The organism is Corynebacterium sp. NML120713 (assembly GCF_001875735.1).
GTDB classification, from domain to species: domain Bacteria; phylum Actinomycetota; class Actinomycetes; order Mycobacteriales; family Mycobacteriaceae; genus Corynebacterium; species Corynebacterium pseudogenitalium.
The window spans coordinates 1-15,849 of the sequence record NZ_MLCR01000015.1 but is presented as its reverse complement, the minus strand read 5'-3'; the positions used below and the strand labels follow the sequence as shown (position 1 = coordinate 15,849).

The 15,849-nt window shown below is 61.2% G+C and carries 18 protein-coding genes and 2 tRNA genes; 12 read left to right on the top strand and 8 right to left on the bottom strand.

The annotated features are described in order from the left end of the window. Nucleotides 1-81: 81 nt before the first annotated feature. The 4 genes from BJP06_RS07995 to BJP06_RS11735 form a co-directional block, all read right to left on the bottom strand. Nucleotides 82-630: an excalibur calcium-binding domain-containing protein gene (locus tag BJP06_RS07995; protein WP_071573477.1), complete on the bottom strand. Its 549-nt coding sequence runs from the start codon at nt 628-630 to the stop codon at nt 82-84. Nucleotides 631-1,092: 462 nt separating this feature from the next. Further along, nucleotides 1,093-1,761, bottom strand: a complete 669-nt coding sequence (locus tag BJP06_RS07990; protein WP_070975340.1) for a DUF3800 domain-containing protein — start codon at nt 1,759-1,761, stop codon at nt 1,093-1,095. Then, the gene (locus tag BJP06_RS07985; RefSeq protein WP_255365828.1) at nt 1,754-2,248 is read right to left on the bottom strand and encodes an MFS transporter; all 495 of its coding nucleotides are present in this window, start codon (nt 2,246-2,248) and stop codon (nt 1,754-1,756) included. Before BJP06_RS07985 ends, BJP06_RS07990 begins: the two co-directional genes overlap by 8 nt. A gap of 30 nt (nt 2,249-2,278) precedes the next feature. Continuing rightward, nucleotides 2,279-2,437: a LacI family DNA-binding transcriptional regulator gene (locus tag BJP06_RS11735; protein ID WP_083329380.1), complete on the bottom strand. Its 159-nt coding sequence runs from the start codon at nt 2,435-2,437 to the stop codon at nt 2,279-2,281. A 236-nt stretch (nt 2,438-2,673) separates the two neighbouring features. Between BJP06_RS11735 and BJP06_RS07975 the strand changes: the two genes are divergently transcribed. Beyond that, nucleotides 2,674-3,048 carry a hypothetical protein gene (locus BJP06_RS07975; protein WP_071573474.1) on the top strand — a complete coding sequence of 125 codons (375 nt, stop codon included), beginning with the start codon at nt 2,674-2,676 and terminating at the stop codon, nt 3,046-3,048. Between the two features lie 46 nt (nt 3,049-3,094). Beyond that, nucleotides 3,095-3,274, top strand: coding sequence for a hypothetical protein (locus BJP06_RS07970; RefSeq protein WP_143110593.1), 180 nt, complete (start codon nt 3,095-3,097; stop codon nt 3,272-3,274). Nucleotides 3,275-3,836: 562 nt separating this feature from the next. On the opposite strand, the gene BJP06_RS07965 is transcribed toward BJP06_RS07970, so the two are convergent. Further along, nucleotides 3,837-3,909 (bottom strand) — tRNA-Asn (locus BJP06_RS07965). Nucleotides 3,910-4,024: 115 nt separating this feature from the next. Between BJP06_RS07965 and BJP06_RS07960 the strand changes: the two genes are divergently transcribed. The 6 genes from BJP06_RS07960 (at nt 4,025) to BJP06_RS07935 (ending at nt 9,074) form a co-directional block, all read left to right on the top strand. After that, on the top strand, nt 4,025-4,642 hold the full coding sequence (locus BJP06_RS07960) for a hypothetical protein (protein ID WP_071573472.1): 618 nt from the start codon (nt 4,025-4,027) through the stop codon (nt 4,640-4,642). Nucleotides 4,643-4,664: 22 nt separating this feature from the next. After that, nucleotides 4,665-5,303: a DUF4230 domain-containing protein gene (locus BJP06_RS07955; RefSeq protein WP_083433245.1), complete on the top strand. Its 639-nt coding sequence runs from the start codon at nt 4,665-4,667 to the stop codon at nt 5,301-5,303. Nucleotides 5,304-5,316: 13 nt separating this feature from the next. Further along, complete coding sequence (locus BJP06_RS07950) at nt 5,317-6,114, top strand: serine hydrolase (protein WP_071573586.1); 798 nt, start codon at nt 5,317-5,319, stop codon at nt 6,112-6,114. 25 nt (nt 6,115-6,139) lie between these two features. Continuing rightward, nucleotides 6,140-7,582: an MFS transporter gene (locus tag BJP06_RS07945; protein WP_071573585.1), complete on the top strand. Its 1,443-nt coding sequence runs from the start codon at nt 6,140-6,142 to the stop codon at nt 7,580-7,582. Then, nucleotides 7,583-8,524 (top strand): nucleoside hydrolase, encoded by a 942-nt coding sequence (locus BJP06_RS07940; protein ID WP_070975101.1) that lies wholly within the window; start codon nt 7,583-7,585, stop codon nt 8,522-8,524. Between the two features lie 226 nt (nt 8,525-8,750). Further along, entirely contained in the window at nt 8,751-9,074 is a 324-nt protein-coding gene (locus BJP06_RS07935; protein ID WP_071573470.1) for a hypothetical protein, read from the top strand. 2 nt (nt 9,075-9,076) lie between these two features. Here the strand turns inward: BJP06_RS07935 and BJP06_RS07930 are convergent, their stop codons facing one another. Continuing rightward, the gene (locus tag BJP06_RS07930; protein WP_255365820.1) at nt 9,077-9,871 is read right to left on the bottom strand and encodes an HAD-IIA family hydrolase; all 795 of its coding nucleotides are present in this window, start codon (nt 9,869-9,871) and stop codon (nt 9,077-9,079) included. 1 nt (nt 9,872) lies between these two features. Further along, on the bottom strand, nt 9,873-10,196 hold the full coding sequence (locus BJP06_RS07925; RefSeq protein WP_071573583.1) for an acyl carrier protein: 324 nt from the start codon (nt 10,194-10,196) through the stop codon (nt 9,873-9,875). Between the two features lie 22 nt (nt 10,197-10,218). Here BJP06_RS07925 and BJP06_RS07920 point away from each other — a divergent pair, with 22 nt between their 5' ends. Next, a complete protein-coding gene (locus BJP06_RS07920; protein WP_071573468.1) occupies nt 10,219-11,220 on the top strand; it encodes an alpha/beta fold hydrolase in 1,002 nt (333 codons plus the stop codon). A 3-nt stretch (nt 11,221-11,223) separates the two neighbouring features. Further along, entirely contained in the window at nt 11,224-12,132 is a 909-nt protein-coding gene (locus BJP06_RS07915) for a Rib/alpha-like domain-containing protein (protein WP_071573466.1), read from the top strand. 3 nt (nt 12,133-12,135) lie between these two features. Here the strand turns inward: BJP06_RS07915 and aceE are convergent, their stop codons facing one another. Beyond that, nucleotides 12,136-14,862 (bottom strand): pyruvate dehydrogenase (acetyl-transferring), homodimeric type, encoded by a 2,727-nt coding sequence (aceE, locus tag BJP06_RS07910; RefSeq protein ID WP_071573464.1) that lies wholly within the window; start codon nt 14,860-14,862, stop codon nt 12,136-12,138. 222 nt (nt 14,863-15,084) lie between these two features. On the opposite strand from aceE, the gene BJP06_RS07905 reads away from it, so the two are divergent. Together BJP06_RS07905 and BJP06_RS07900 are read left to right on the top strand one after the other, a co-directional pair. Continuing rightward, nucleotides 15,085-15,495: a DUF3052 domain-containing protein gene (locus BJP06_RS07905; RefSeq protein WP_083290848.1), complete on the top strand. Its 411-nt coding sequence runs from the start codon at nt 15,085-15,087 to the stop codon at nt 15,493-15,495. 67 nt (nt 15,496-15,562) lie between these two features. After that, a tRNA-Val gene (locus tag BJP06_RS07900) sits at nt 15,563-15,638 on the top strand. Nucleotides 15,639-15,849 lie beyond the last annotated feature (211 nt).

Genomic DNA, 15,849 nt, shown 5'->3' with positions numbered 1-15,849 from the left:
TCGGGCTTGATGGGGGTGGTAGGTGCCTTCGTGGGAATAGTCGGGAATTTGTGAACAGAATTGCGTCTGCTGTCGGCGCGACTACTCGCAGGCGACACCGTCACCGTCACGGTCGAGCTTCGAGCGGTAGCCAGGCTCGTGGCTGTAAATCGGAGTGACTCCGGCTCGGCGAGCTTCTGCGCAGGACTTGTAGGAGCCATTAGCAGGCAGTTTGCCGCTGCGCGAAGGCGCGGGTGCCTGCTTCGGGGCCGGAGCTGGAGCCGGAGCCGGGGCAGGCTTTGGGGCAGGCTTCGGTGCCGGCGCGGGTTTTGGTGCTGGTTTTGGAGCGGGAGCTGGGTTCGGGGCAGGCTTCTTTGCCGGTGGTCCAGGGATAATGCCTGGCAGTGGATTCGGAATGATGCGCTGCTGGACCGCCCAGAACGTAGCACCAGCGCCGATGCCCAGAACCGCGAGGATGCTTGTGACTGCGATGGCGGCGATGGCGCCGTCGGAAAGCCCCTCTGAAGGGGTCTCCGGCTTGGAGGTCGTGGTGGTTGCCGGGGCAGGGCTTTCAGGAGTGGCGTGTGCTGGTGCTGCGACGCCGAGCGTGAGCGAGCAGGCGAGGGCTGCTGCGATAGTTGTTTTTCTCATGTGTAAATCATGTCATGAATATTGGAAAAGCCTGAAATGACATGTTGTAAGAGAGTGGTTGGCAATCCCTAATCCCTCACTCGTCGCCGTGGAGGCATGAAGCCTGTGGGCTTTTGTAAAAACTCTTTACATGTCTTTTCGCTAATTCGCTGTCTTGCAAGCTTTCCCCTGAGCCAGTCGATGGCGGCTTCACCTCGTTTTAGTCGTTCTTCGTTTTCACCAAGCTCTGGTCCACCGCACGAGATCGAGCCATCCCTGTCAGTGATGGGGTGTGCGAACAACCTGGAGCTCGGGGAGTGATTTCAGGCAGATGGAGAAAGTGAAGCGGTTTGTGTATGAAACATCTCATAAAACTCTTGAATCGGTGGACATTATTGGTTATAATCAAGGCAACGCTGGCGATAAGTCCTCCAGGGGAGGACTTCTTACCCCGATAGGTGAGATAGCCAGCTTCTCTATGTTCTATGGTCGCCCCCATGGAAGGAACAAACTCGCAAGCGTCGGTTTAATGCACGGCTCAAACCATGTGCATTTCTTACCTTCTAAATGCCGCTGTACAGCCCAAAGGCCGTAATCAGCTACTTGTAATCCCCACGCTGAGGGCGCGGTCCACACACATAGCGTGATATTTCGCTGTATCTGACTGCACACTTCTTCTACTGCTTGTCGCGCAGCTTCTCTGATTCCTTTGGTACCGAACTCTGCCACAATGACGAACAGCTCGTCTTGAGGCTCGGAAACTTGGAGGGCGATTTCTTTGAGGTGTAAGTACCAGGCTGTCTTGTAGAGACCCATTGGTCCAGCGTCTTTGATGTGCGGGTATGCGTTTGACTTGTACAGGAAGGTTGTATCGAAGCGGGGCGCTTGCTTTTGGATGAGGCTGAACATTTCGTTTCGCGTTCTAGCAGAGTCGTCGACGGCGTGGAATCCGCGGGTGAGCTTTATTCCTTCTTTGGAGCGACTAGCGCGTAGGTGGAGCCCTTGTAGGAGGTCGTCTCCGTGTGTGTCGTGCTGGAATGCGGCGGTTCCGAAGCCGAAGTAGGTTGATGCTCCGCCACCTTGTGGGTTCGGTGTCCCGTCGTAGTCAAGGTTTCCGGTTTCGTCGGCGTAGAGGTAGATGCGTTTATTCATGGTTTCCATTCAGAGAGGCTTTAGGGACATTTTGTGTGTATAAATCTATCCGGCTTACCGGGATGACCTCGCCCAACATCACGATATGGTTTTCAAGACAGTCCCATTCGACCGTTTTGAGAAAACATTCATCGTCGCGTTTCAGCGCGAACACCGCGATCACACCAGCGAGGAAAGCCACGCCGGAGATGACGAAGAACGTTGGCTGGTAACCAATCTGGTCACGGAGCGAGCCCAGCGGGGTGGACAGGATCACGTTGCCGAGCTGCGAAGACAGCTGGAATGCCACCAGGTACAGGGTCGCGGAGAGTGCCTTGTTGAAGTGGATAGCGAAGTACTTGAAGATAGCCAGGATGCACAGCGGAACCTCAAACGCGTGCAGCATCTTCGCGATACTAATCAACACCGGGCCGGTAAACGCCGCGCAGAGGAAAATGCGGACGAACATCACGCCGATACCCAAAAGCAGCGTAGTGCGGGCGCCCAGTCTTCAAACCCGCGCCAAGGTGTTTGGACGTTAGCCCAGCTCGCGGGCCGCCTCCCGGACCCTCCGCACTGTCTCTTCCGGAATGCGCGAACCGGGTTTGCCGTTTAGTGCGAGGCTTACCGTGGCAGTGGAGACGCCGAGATGCTTCGCGATATCCGCGAGCGTGACACGATGCGAACTTCTGGACATTTGAAGCAGTATAGCCGGGGTGGGGTGGTCTTGGTTGGGATGGGCGTGGTGGGATGCGGTGAGGTCGGAGTACTCGTCGAAAACTGACTCGGGATTTTGTGAACAGAATTGCGTCTGCTGTGAGATGGGGTGCTCGCTCCAGCCAGCGAACCCGTCGGTGGCACCGACGGGTCCAGGCACAGTGGTGTAACTGGCGGGGCGTGCGTTCACACACTATCTTTAGACGCATGGGGGTTATGGAAGGCGCGATCCTCCAAATTAGTTTAAGGATCGCATATTTCATCTTTTTAGGTATATTTGCTGCTGCCGTGATGATCGATGGTTGGGACTTCACCGCAACAAATGCAATCATTGCCGCGACACCTATCTTTGCGTCGATAGTTGCGTTGCGTGGAGTAATTCGAACGCTTGAAGTTGCCAACGTTCAAGAATGGTGGCACAGAACCGAGTGGATCGTCGATAGGCTGATTGGCGCTCGGAATCATCATGAGATTCGAACCATGTCCGAGATTCTAGTGGCGCATTTGAAGTCAAACATCCCTAACGAGGAAGAGCGCAAACTAATCAACAACATAATGAACTCGGCATTGAAGTCTTTGCGAGTAGACTGAAAATCTATATTTCGGCTCGAGTTAAAAGGAAATTAGCATGCACACTATGGGACTTTTTCGCCGCAAGCGCGTGCTTCCGTACGCGAATGATGAGCGCACTGTTTTCCAGGACACCGATGACGCGAAAACAAGGTTGGCACGCCTTGCGCTGCTGACGAGTGCCAAGGGGGAGGTCGATCCTCTAGTGATAGAGATTCTTGGACCGGCAAAAAGCGGGAATTCATAACTTGGGGGCTTAAGGGACATTTTGTGTGTATAAATCTATCTGGTTTCCCGGGATGACCTCGGCCAACAACCAGATATGGTTTTCAAAACAGTTCCATTCGCCCGTTTTGAGAAATCAACACCGAATGACGTCTGGTGTGTGGTCTGGAGTCTGCGGGTAGCGCAGGGACCCGCGGCATCGAGGGCTCTAGGGGACTAGAACCAGCCGCCTGTGCGTTGGGCGGTCGCATATAGCCAGGGGGACGCGCAAAGCCCTTGACGTGCACAATTCTGGTCGCATCGAGGCGCTCGGGTGTTCCGGTCGACGGGAGTAGGTCAACGGGAAGAGGTCGACGGACCGAAAGAATTCGAAACCGGCATTGATCATCAGTGGAACCCCAGCTTAGGCGTGAGAAGAGGGTGGGCCGGACGGAGATAAACACACAAAATGTCCCTTAAGCCAACTTGGGAGCGTGCCCGTTCGCTCCGGTCGGGGGCCGAAAGAGATCGACGGGATCAGCGTGGTCAAGACCGCAGCAACCAGAAACGCAAAAACCCGAGGTGATCGCCTCGGGTTGTGGTTGCTCCTCCAACTGGGCTCGAACCAGTGACCCTTCGATTAACAGTCGAATGCTCTGCCAACTGAGCTATGGAGGAATACGTGCTTAAAAGCAACGAGCAATACTTTAACCCGGATGTTGGGATTTGAAAAATCGCCAGTTCAGGGCATGTTTCGTGGACATGAACAGTGGGCGGTTGTAGGGTGGTCGCTATGAAACACTCACTGCTTGCACTCACTGTAGCTTCGGCTGTGTCCGTGACGGCCGTCCAGGCGCCTGTCGCGTGGTCGGAGGAGACGCAGCAGGCCGCGCCGGACAAGGCCAACAGCTCCGGCAGCTCCGACGGCGAGGAACTGAGCCCGGCTGCAATTGCGGGGATCACGCTTGGTGTCCTGGCCGCTGTTGGTGCGGGAGCTGCGTTCGCCGTGTCGCAGGGGCTGATCCCGAACGTGGACCCGAAGGTGGTTGCTGGGCTGACGGGGTTGTCCTCGACGGTGCCGGGGTTGGCGGCGTTGGGCTTCGGAGGGGCGTCGATAAATAAGTGCTCTCCGCAGGCCTTTGATGCGGCGATGCCGGGCTGGCCAGGCGTGACGGGGACGACCGTGATGTACTGCGAGGGTCAGTGGGCCGTGGCGGGGCAGAAGCAGTCGGACTGGATTGTGCCGTTTGAACGCAAGGGGGATCGCTGGGTGGCGCTGCTGCCGGATGGGACGTCGAAGCGCGGGCTGAACTCCGCGTGCTACAACGGTGACGCGCTGCGAGGCCGCGGTGCGCCACAGCAGTTTGTTGACAAGATCCGGGTCTGTGCCCCCGATGAGATCGGGCGGTAACGTGTCGCTGTAGTCTTGCAGCGTGGAAAAAAGAGGATTTCGAGTAGGCGCGCTGGTGCTTACTGCGCTGGTGATTGCGTTGGTCACCGCGTTTGCGGTGTTGAAGTTTGTGGTCCCGAACGGCCTGCAGGTCGGTCGGGAGGAGATCAGTGAGGCGGCGATAGGGGCGTCGTTTAGGCAGGTGGGGGAGCTCTCGGTTGAGGAGTATGCGTACTCGAACGTGGGCAACTACGACAACAAGGGGCTTGAGCTTGCAGGCGTGAAGGTGCCGCTGACCGGGCGCAACTTCTTGCTGAGCTACAGCGGGACTGTCAAGGCGGGCATCGCGGACGTCGAGGCGATCGGCGTCAACATTGACGACGCCGCCCAGACCATCACGGTGCGAGTCCCAGAGGTGAGCGTGACCTCCTCGGAGATCGACGATACGAGCGTGCAGGTGTACAAGCAGTCGATGAACCCGCTCAACCAGGTCAAGGTGGAGGACGTCACCGGCTTCCTCGCCGAGGAGAAGACGCGTGCGGCGGACCGCGCGGTCAAGGAGGGGCTGCTGGATCGTGCGCACACGCGCGTGGAAGAACTCATGACATCGCACGCGGAGGCGCTCAAGCAGGGCACTGCGATGCAGGACTACGAAGTGCGCGTCGAGTGGGTGCGCAAGTAGCTATCATGTGGGCATGATTTTAGAAGAGCACCTTGCATCCTGGCCGGTGAAACACTGCGCGGCGGCGCTCGTCGGTAAGTGTGAAGAAACCTACGGGGACCAGCACCGTGTGTTTGAACTGGCGAGCGTGACCAAGCTGCTCGCCGCGTACGGGGTGCTGCTGGCGGTGGAGGAAGGCGCCTTCGAGCTGGACACCCCGTGCGGGCCGGAGGGATCGATGGTGCGGCACCTGCTGTCGCACGCCAGCGGTGTCGGGTTTGATAGCAGGCGCCTACAAAAGCCAGTCGGGGAGCGGCGGATTTACTCGTCCGCTGGCTACGAAATTCTTGCGGACTTCGTGGAGGAAACCACCGGCATCGCGTTTCCGGAGTACCTGCGCGAGGGGGTCTTTGCGCCGCTCGGGATGGAAACGGCGGTGCTGGAGGGCTCCGCGGGCCACGGGGCGCGCGCGAGCGTCGCAGACTTGAGCAAGTTCGCCGCGGAACTGCTGCAGCCCACACTGCTGCACCCGGACACCGTCGCGGGGGCGTTCCGCAACCAGTTCGGGGACTTGCGTGGGGTAGTGCCCGGCTACGGGATGCAAAAGCCATGCCCGTGGGGCCTCGGATTTGAGATTAAGGGGGAGAAGTCCCCCCATTGGACGGGGGACACCATGCCGGCCGACACGGTGGGGCATTTCGGTATGGCGGGGACCTATCTGTGGGTTGCGCAGGGCCAAGCCATGGTCGCGCTTACTGACGAGCAGTTCGGCGAGTGGGCGAAGCCCTTGTGGCAGGAAACGAACACTGCCATCTGGAACGCCCTGCTTTAGACTCGGGGGCATGCACGATACACACATGCCACCCCCGGAAGCAGGCCACCGCCTTCCGCCCGGCCAGGTTTGGCCCCTCATGCTTGCCCTGTTAACCGCCGTTTTCGCGTTCCAGCTGAACGCGTCCATGCTGGCGCCCGCGCTGGCGACGATGGAGCGCGAACTCGACGCCACCACCTCCCAGATCGGGTTGACGCAGACCGCGTTCTTTACCGCTGCGGCACTGTTTTCCCTGTTTATGCCGCGGTGGGGAGATTTAATTGGGCGTCGAAAAGTGCTGGTGGGCATGATGGTGGTCACCGCGATTGGCTCGGTGGTTGCGGCGCTGGCGGCGAATGTCACCATGCTGTTCATCGGGCGCGTCATTCAGGGCGTGTCGGGGCCGACGGTCGCGCTGACGTCCGTGATGCTGCGCCAGGAGGTGCGCGAAGAGAAGCAGTTCGCACTGTTGATTGGCATCTTGACCTCGATTAACGGTGGTATCGCGGGTATCGACGCCATCATGGGCGGCTGGCTCACAGCTGCCTTCGGCTTCCGCTCCCTGTTCTGGGTGATCGGCGTCTTTGCTGTCGTGGCGGTGTTCGCCGTGCACTTTGGTGTGCGTGAGACGAAGTCCGACGCCGGCTACGCCATGGACTGGAAGGGCGTGGTCCCGCTGGTCGTGGCCGTCGGCGCGATCCTGACCGCGCTGAACGAGGCCGGTGCGTTGGCAGCCGCGAACTGGTTCATGGTCATTGTCCTGTTCGCGGTCGGCGCGGTGGCGCTGGTGGTGTTCTGGCGCATCGAGTCCTCCACGGAGCACCCGCTGGTTGCCCCGCACCTGCTCAAGGAGCGGCGCACGTGGGCGCTCTTGACGACGACCACCCTGACCATGACCGGCATTTTCGCCGTGATGAACGGCCTGGTCCCGAACCTTGCCCAGGACGAAACGTTTGGTCCGGGGATGTCGGCGGGCGTGGTGTCCTGGTGGACGTTGACCCCGTACGCGCTGGCTGGTCTGGTGTTTGGTCCGATCGCCGGGTTCTGTGCCGGGCGGGTGGGCTACAAGCTCATGCTGCAGATCGGTATCGCCGGCGCGTTCCTGTCGGTGGTCTTCGGCACCTTCGTGGTGTCTAACCCGACGAAGGGCCTGCTGCTGGCGCTGTCGGTTGCCGCTGGTGTGACCTACGCGGGTATCGCGAACATCATGCTCGGGTCGCTGCACGTGGTGCTGGCGCCGAAGACGAACCAGGGCTACCTGCCGGGCCTGAACGCGGGCGCGTTTAACCTGGGCGCCGGGATCTCCTTCACCGTGATCTTCGCGGTGGTGGCCACGTTCGCCGACCAGAACGGCGGCTACCGCGCCGGCATGATCGCGGGCGCAGTCCTGCTCATCGGCGCGTTCTGTACGTCCTTCCTCATCCCGCGCCCCGAATCGCTTCCGGACACGATCGCCGCAGAAGACGCGGCACGAAAGAAGGTGCAGTAAATGACAACCAAGATCATCCTCGACTGCGACCCAGGCCACGACGACGCCGTGGCCATCCTGCTCGCAGCCGGAAACCCAAACATTGAACTCCTAGGCGTGACCACCGTCGGTGGCAACCACACGCTGGAGAAGGTCACGCGTAACGCGGCGCAGGTGCTGACCGTCGCAAAGCTCACGGACGTTCCGCTGTACGCGGGTGCGACCCGGCCGATCCTGCGCGAGGTGGAAACCGCCGAGGGCATCCATGGCGACACCGGCATGGAAATCCACGGCTTCGAGCTTCCCGAGCCGGCGCTGTCGGTGCAGGAGAAGCACGGTGTGCAGTTCATCATCGACACGATCATGAGCGAGCCCGCCGGGACCGTCACCCTGGTACCAACCGGCCCGTTGACTAACATCGCGCTTGCAGCCCGGCTCGAGCCGCGCATCGTCGAGCGCGTCAAAGAAGTCGTGCTGATGGGCGGAGCCTACGGCGCTGGGAACTGGACTGCGAGCGCAGAGTTCAACATCATCGTCGACCCGGAAGCCGCCCATATCGTCTTCAACGAGCAGTGGCCCGTCGTCATGGTCGGCCTGGACCTGACGCATCAGGCGCTGGCAACCAAAGAGGTCGAGGAGCAGTTCGCTGCGCTGGGCACGAATGTTGGCGACTTCGTCGTGGGGCTCTTCGGTGCGTTCCGGAAGAATTACCAGGACGCCCAGGGGTTCGACGACCCGCCAGTCCACGACCCGTGCTGCGTCGCCTACCTCATCGACCCAACTGTGGTGGAGACGGTCAAGGTACCGGTGGACGTCGAGACGCAGGGCCTGCTCACCACCGGGCGCACCGTGGCGGACTTCCGTAGCCCCGCGCCCGCCGACTGCCACACCTCCGTGGCCACGAAGCTCGACGCCGAGCGGTTCTGGGCCATGGTGCTCGACGCCGTCAGGGCGCTGGGGTAGCAGCCAGGTAGCTCCTGACCCTCAAGTAGAGCTTCAGTAAACAGGGGGATCAACCAGTTGTTGAGGGTTGCCCGGTGTGGCTCGTGTCATGCAAAGTGATGCGAGAGGCCGTTGGGGAAGACGAACCTCGTCTCGCACGAAGATGTGCTCGCCTAGTCAGCGGGCGCGGAACCGACTAGTCACCGGGCGCGTGCGCCGCACTGTCACACACAGAAGGGTCCCCACAATGACAACAACACTCGTTGCCCCGCGTACGTGGCGCTCTGTCTGCGCCGCGCCGACGACCTCCGTCATGAGCATCCAGGACATGCCCGCCGCAGCGCGCATGCACGTCGAGGAACTCCTGCTCCTGCTCCCGGACGCGCCCGTCAACCCCGAAGCGCTCTGGGACGACGCCTGGTTCACCCGCTGGCGCCGGGACAGTACTGGCACCTACCAGTGCCGCGAAACCTTCCGCGCGACCCCGGACGTCACGCGCAGCTTCGCGGACGCGCTCGCGGCGCTAGCCGCCGAATACGGCTTCAGCGCCAGCGTCGAAGCGGCAGGATAGGGCTAGCTGTACGCGCCGTCGCCGAAAGGATCGGTGATGACGTCCACAAGCTGGGCAACGGAATCGATCACCTTCGTTGGCCGGTACGGGTAGCGGGCGATCTCGGCGTCATCCGAAATTCCCGTGCGCACCAGCAGTGTGCGCATGCCGGCCTCCAGGCCGGACTTCACGTCCGTATCCATCCGGTCACCAATCATGACCGTGTGCTCCGAGTGCGCGCCGATATTGTTCAGCGCCGAGCGCATCATCACCGGATTCGGCTTGCCCACGTAGTACGGCTCCATCCCAGTCACCGACGTAATCATCGCAGCCACCGCGCCCGTCGCCGGGAGAATGCCGTTCGGGCCGGGGCCCGTCAGATCCGGGTTAGTACCGATGAACCGCGCACCCTTCAGAATCAGATTGCAGGCCGTCGTGATCGCCTCAAAGGAATAGGTGCGCGTCTCGCCCAGCACCACGAAGTCGGGATCCTGGTCGGTCAGGATCCACCCGGCCTCGTGCAGGGCGGTGGTCATCCCGGCCTCACCAATCACGTACGCTGAGCCCTCGCCGACCTGCTGCGACAGGAATGTCGCCGTGGCAGTCGCGGACGTCCAAATCCGCTCTGGCTCAATCTGCAAGCCCATCCGGACCAGCTTCGCCGAGAGGTCTCGCGGGGTTTGCATCGAGTTGTTCGTCAGCACCATAAACGGAATCGATTCGTCATGCAGGCGCTGAATGAAGGCGTCCGCGCCAGGAATCATCTGCCCTTCCTTGTGCAGCACGCCGTCCATGTCGGTGAGATAGGAAATAGTCACGCTACGCTCCTTTGTAGTCCTCGTGCCCTTCAATGTAGGCGCACAGCTCACCCAGCGTCGAGTGCCGCCGGTAGGTCTCCTCATCAATCGGCACGCCCAGCTCTTGCTCGATGCGCACCGCAAGCTCAATACGATCTAACGACGCCACCCCGGCGCCATCCAGCGTGGTCTCCCGATCCAGCGCTTCAGTGTCCTCGCCGGTCACGCGCTCAATGAGGCGCGTGAGCTGAGCGAACGCGGAGGCATCCTCGGTGTTCGCGGTCGGGTCGGAGGGGGCGTCGTCAAGCTTGAGGGCGCTTAAATCTAAGCGTTGTGAGAGTTCCATACCCACATAATAAGGTGGAAGCATGCTGCAAACAGTTGCCTACCTCCGATCGCTGACGCCGAAAGCGCGCCGACAGCTCGTGGAAACCCGCGAACTGCTGCACACCGGCGACGGCGAATACGGGCTCAAGCCCGACCGTGAGGGCGTCCTTGAAGCCGACGCCGGGGGAGAGCGCGTCAACATCCACTGGTACGAACTCGGCCCCGAGGACCCGGATGCCGTCACCGTCGTCTACGTTCACGGCTTCAACATCGCCGCCGAGGAATTCTTCCTGCAAACCGAAGCCGTTGCAGGCCACGGGGTGCGTCAACTGCTGCTTGACCTGCGCGGGCACGGGCAGACCGGCAAAGTCGACCCTGAGCTTTTAACTATCGACGCCGCCGCCGACGACGTCGCCGCCGTCATGCGCGAACGCAACGTGCGCGGCCCCGCCATCGTGGTCGGGCACTCACTCGGCGGCCCGATTTCGCTTTCGATGATGCGGCGCTACCACCACGAATTCAACCTCGCGGGCTCGGTGCAGATCTCCAGCGCGGTCGAACCCTTCACCGTCCAAGGCCTGCCGCAGATCCTGGCCGGGCCGATCGGGCGCTTCATCGAAGGCGTCGTCGCCGTGACCCCGCACTTCGCGGAAGGCGTGCGGCAAGTCGTCACCGACATGCTCACCCCGATCCTCGCACTGGGGTTCTACTTCCGGCCGATGAGCTACCAGCTGGTGCAGTTCCACGCCGCCATGATCCGCGAAACCCCGCTGGAAACCTACGCGGGCTACTTCGAGGACCTGCTGCACCACTCGGAACTCGACGCCGGCGAGGTGCTTGGCACCATCCCCGGCTACATCCTCGTCGGCGACCACGACGCCGTCACCCCGGTGTCCCAGAGCGCGAAACTCCACGAGATCTGGCCGCGCGCCTACATGCAGGTGCTGCCTGAAAGCGGCCACATGCCGCCTCTCGACGCCCCTGGCGCCGTCAGCACCGCCATCAACCGACTCATCCAACGCATTACCGAAGACGTGAAGTAACTCATGAATTACAAATTGCTCGCCGCCACCACCGCCGCAACCTGCGCCATCGCGTGCGCCCCGCTGGCAGTGGCCGCTGACGTGACGGACGCCGACCGCTACCAGCCGAGCTTCCACACCGAGCCCCGCTACGTACCGCTGGTCCCAGGTCAGCTCTACACGGAGAGCACACGTTTCACCCCGACCGGGGCGCCGGAGGGGACAACGTTCTGGGTCGCCGGTGGGGGAGAAACGCAAGGGGTGCCCATCGTTGCCACGATCGAAAACGACACGACCCTCGTCGTGCGCCTCCAGTTCTTCAACTGCGACCAAGTCGAAGCCGGGCAGCTCTACGCACCGAGTTGTACCACCGTCCAACGCGGCGAAAACACCCGCAAACTCGACATCGGTGTGAAATACCCAGACGGGACCACGGAGTACATCAGCGTGCCGGTCTCGCTCGTTGCCGACCAGCGCCTGATCTACGAACCCGTCTACGAACCAGTCGAGGTCGCCCACGGCACATCGTTCACAGCGACGCCGTTCAACCTTCGCGATCGCGTCGAGCTCCCAACCGACGCGAAGTTCGAGCTCATCGATCCACCAGCCGGGTGGGACCTCTCCATCGACCCCGTCACCGGCACCGTCAGCGGCACCGCCTCCGACGCCGCCCGCACCCCCTCGACCGTCGCAGTCCGAGCCACCTTCGAAGACGGCACCACCCGCACCGCGTTCCTCCGGATCAGCCACGACGGCCCCAACCCGCCAGAGCCGACGCAACCGCAAACACCCCCAGCGGACTCGACCGGCTCCTCGGGTTCGAGGGCGCTCGTCATCACGCTAGGGGTGCTCTCTACGCTCGCGGTGGTCGGGGCGCTGTTCGCAGCGTTGGCGCCGAACATTCCGGCGCTCGCCCCGTACCTCCCGCGCTAGCCCTTAGGCTTCGGTTGGGTCGTCGATCTTCAGGTCCTTCGCAGCCTGCGCGGCAACATCCATCTCGATCTTGCCCTCGTTCGCCAGACCCATCAGCGCTGCCACCACCATCGACTCGGCGTCAATGTTGAAGTAGCGGCGTGCCGACTCACGCGTATCCGAGAAACCGAACCCATCCGCGCCAAGCACCAAGTACTGGCCCGGCACGTACGGGCGGATCTGCTCCTGCAGGTCCGTGGCGAAGTCGGACGTCGCAACGTACGGGCCCTCCGTCTGCTTCAGCTGACGGGTCACGAACGCCTCGCCGACATCCTCGCCCGGGTGCAGCAGCTGCTCGTTGGCCACACGCGCACCGTCGCGCGCACACTCCACCCAGGACGTCACCGAGTACACCGAGGCGCCCACGTTGTAGTCCTCCTGCAGGATCTTCTGCGCGCGAAGCGCCTGCTGCATACCAATACCGGACGCCAGCAGTGACACGTTGTGCTCGTGCTTCTCGCCCTCGTCGAACAGGTAGATGCCCTTGTGCAGGCCCTCAACGTCGAGGTTCTCCGGGCGCGCCGGCTGGTGCGTCGGCTCGTTGTAGACGGTGATGTAGTACATCACGTCCTCGCCGTGGCCGTCGCCGTACATGCGCTCGATGCCCTTGGAAATCAGGTACGGCATCTCGTACGCAAAGGCAGGATCGTAGGTGACCACCGCCGGATTTGTCGACGCCAAAATCGGCGAATGACCATCCATATGCTGCAAGCCCTCACCAAACAGGGTGGTGCGGCCAGCAGTCGCGCCGATGATGAAACCGCGCGCCATCTGGTCGCCAGCGGCCCAGAAGTTGTCGCCCGTGCGCTGGAAACCGAACATCGAGTAGAAGATGTACATCGGGATCATCGGCTCGCCGTGCGTCGCATAGGACGTACCGGCCGCGATGAAGGACGCCGAGGAACCGTCCTCGTTGATGCCCTCGTGCAGGAGCTGGCCGTCCGCCGCCTCACGGTAAGACAGCTGCAGGTCGTGGTCCACTGGGACGTAGTTCTGGCCCTGCGGGTTGTAAATCTTCAGGGTAGGGAACCAGGAGTCCAGGCCGAATGTGCGCGCCTCATCCGGAATGATCGGCACCACTCGCTTCCCGATCTCCTTATCACGCATCAACGCCTTAAACGTACGCACCAGCGCCATCGTCGTGGCAACTTCCTGCTTACCCGAGTCCTTGAACATAGCCTTGTAGGCCTTCTCGAAGTCCTGCTGCTGCTCCAGCGGTGTGAACTTCACACGACGCTCCGGCAGGTACCCGCCGAGCTCCTCGCGGCGCTCCTTCAAATACTTGATCTCCGGCGCGTCCTCGCCCGGGTGGTAGTACGGCGGCAGGTACGGATCCTTCTCCAGCTCCTCGTCGCTAATTGGCACGCCCTGCTTGTCGCGGAAGCGCTTCAGGTCCTCCAGCGTGAGGTTCTTCATCTGGTGCGTCGCGTTACGACCCTCAAAGTTGTGGCCCAGGCCGTAACCCTTAATCGTGTGCGCCAAAATGACCGTCGGCTTGCCCTTGGTCTCCAGCGCACGCTTGTACGCCGCATAGATCTTGCGGTAGTCGTGGCCGCCGCGGCGCAGCGCCCAGATCTCCTCATCCGACATGTCCTCGACCAGCTTCAGCGTCCGCTCGTCGCGGCCGAAGAAGTGCTCGCGCACAAACGCGCCATCATTGGCCTTAAACGTCTGGTAATCACCATCCGGAGTGGTATTCATGACGTGGACCAGCGCACCGTCCTTGTCCTTCTCCAGCAGCTCATCCCACTCGCGGCCCCACACAACCTTGATCACATTCCAGCCAGCGCCAATGAAGAAGGCCTCCAGCTCCTGGATGATCTGGCCGTTGCCGCGGACGGGGCCGTCGAGACGCTGCAAGTTGCAGTTGACCACGAAGGTCAAGTTATCCAGGCCGTACAGCGACGCCATGTGCAGTAGACCGCGCGACTCCGGCTCGTCCATCTCGCCGTCGCCGAGGAACGCCCACACGTGCTGCTGATCCGTGTCCTTAATACCGCGATCCTGCAAGTACTTGTTAAAGCGAGCCTGGTAAATGGCGTTCATTGGGCCCAAGCCCATCGACACCGTCGGGAACTCCCAGAAGTCCTTCATACCGTGTGGGTGCGGGTACGACGGCAGACCACCCTGCGGACGCGAATGCTCCTGACGGAAACCATCCAGATCATCCTCAGTCAGACGACCCTCCAGGAACGCACGCGCGTACATGCCCGGGGAAGCATGACCCTGGTAGAAAATCTGGTCGCCGCCCTGCTCAGCGTCCTTGCCGTGGAAGAAGTGATTAAAACCAACCTCATACAACGCCGCCGCCGACGCATACGAGGAAATATGGCCGCCAACCTTCACACCCGGACGCTGCGCGCGGTGCACCATGATCGCCGCGTTCCAACGCATCCAACGGCGGTAGCGCTTCTCAATCTGCTCATCACCAGGGAACTCCGGCTCCATCTTCGTCGGAATCGTATTCACGAAATCCGTCGACGACAACGCAGGCAAATCCACCCGCTTCGCCGACGCCCGCTCCAACAGGCGCAGCATCAAAAATCGAGCACGCTCCGGCGTGGACTGGTCCAGAATCCCATCAAACGAGTCAATCCATTCTTGGGTCTCTTCCGGGTCCGTATCATGCAGATACGAAGCGACACCCTCGCGGATCAACGGGATGTTGGAGTCATTATTGTGTTCAGCCAAGGAACGTCCTCCTAACGTTTCGGGCCTGCAACCAGCGAGGCACAGGCGGGAATGAAAACCTGCAAAACAGGATACGTGGTTTCAGCCAATTGCGTTGAACGTCACAAAACTCGAGGGCCCCCGGAGGCCGTCGCATATTTGTCCGGTAATGTGTAACCCGCAGATGTAAACTAAACGGCATATTTGCATACAACACTCATCTCATTGGGAGGAATAAGAACGTTGGGCGCCAACGGTGTCGATACATACGCTGACCGACTAGGGGTCAATCAAGGCGAAATCGTCCAAGAAATCGGTTGGGACGACGACGCCGACGCAACCATCTCCGAAGCGATCGAAGACCGCATCGGCGACCAACTCCTCGACGAAGACGCACAAGACCTCTGCGACATGATCCTGCTCTGGTACCGCGAAGACGACGGCGACCTTGTCGACGTCCTCGTCGACTGCTCCCGCAACCTCGACGACAACGCCCGCATCTGGCTCATGACCCCAGGCGCCTCCAAGCCCGGCGGCGTACAACCCGGCGTCATCTCCGAATCCGCCCAACTCGCCGGCCTGGTCCAAACCACCGCCGACCGCTTCGGCGAATGGCAAGGCTCCTGCCTCCGCTCCGCCGGTGTACCAAAATAGGCGTTTACCTGCCTGTTTGTTGTTAATTTTGCGATCGGTAGAAGCTTTGTTAAAGTCTCTACCCAGCGCGCCGTTAGCTCAGCTGGAAGAGCAACTGGTTTACACCCAGTAGGTCGGCGGTTCGAGCCCGTCATGGCGCACCAGGTCAAAGGCCCTTTCCGAGGAATCGGGGAGGGCCTTTTTCACGTCGCCACGACACTTCTTTTGGGGTGGAGTGTTGGACTGGCGGCTTAAGGGACATTTTGTGTGTTTTTACGGCGTGTCGCGATAAGGGACATTTTGTGTGTGTTTAGCTGCGTCCAGCCCACCCTTTTCTCACGCCTAAGCTGGGGTTCCACTGACCATCAATGCCGG

Excerpts from the sequence above, each read along its gene's own strand:
- BJP06_RS07995 (WP_071573477.1), bottom strand. The coding sequence starts at position 630 with ATGAGAAAAACAACTATCGCAGCAGCCCTCGCCTGCTCGCTCACGCTC.
- BJP06_RS07990 (WP_070975340.1), bottom strand. The coding sequence starts at position 1,761 with ATGAATAAACGCATCTACCTCTACGCCGACGAAACCGGAAACCTTGAC.
- BJP06_RS11735 (WP_083329380.1), bottom strand. The coding sequence starts at position 2,437 with ATGTCCAGAAGTTCGCATCGTGTCACGCTCGCGGATATCGCGAAGCAT.
- BJP06_RS07975 (WP_071573474.1), top strand. The coding sequence starts at position 2,674 with ATGGAAGGCGCGATCCTCCAAATTAGTTTAAGGATCGCATATTTCATC.
- BJP06_RS07970 (WP_143110593.1), top strand. The coding sequence starts at position 3,095 with ATGGGACTTTTTCGCCGCAAGCGCGTGCTTCCGTACGCGAATGATGAG.
- BJP06_RS07960 (WP_071573472.1), top strand. The coding sequence starts at position 4,025 with ATGAAACACTCACTGCTTGCACTCACTGTAGCTTCGGCTGTGTCCGTG.
- BJP06_RS07950 (WP_071573586.1), top strand. The coding sequence starts at position 5,317 with ATGATTTTAGAAGAGCACCTTGCATCCTGGCCGGTGAAACACTGCGCG.
- BJP06_RS07945 (WP_071573585.1), top strand. The coding sequence starts at position 6,140 with ATGCCACCCCCGGAAGCAGGCCACCGCCTTCCGCCCGGCCAGGTTTGG.
- BJP06_RS07940 (WP_070975101.1), top strand. The coding sequence starts at position 7,583 with ATGACAACCAAGATCATCCTCGACTGCGACCCAGGCCACGACGACGCC.
- BJP06_RS07935 (WP_071573470.1), top strand. The coding sequence starts at position 8,751 with ATGACAACAACACTCGTTGCCCCGCGTACGTGGCGCTCTGTCTGCGCC.
- BJP06_RS07925 (WP_071573583.1), bottom strand. The coding sequence starts at position 10,196 with ATGGAACTCTCACAACGCTTAGATTTAAGCGCCCTCAAGCTTGACGAC.
- BJP06_RS07920 (WP_071573468.1), top strand. The coding sequence starts at position 10,219 with ATGCTGCAAACAGTTGCCTACCTCCGATCGCTGACGCCGAAAGCGCGC.
- BJP06_RS07915 (WP_071573466.1), top strand. The coding sequence starts at position 11,224 with ATGAATTACAAATTGCTCGCCGCCACCACCGCCGCAACCTGCGCCATC.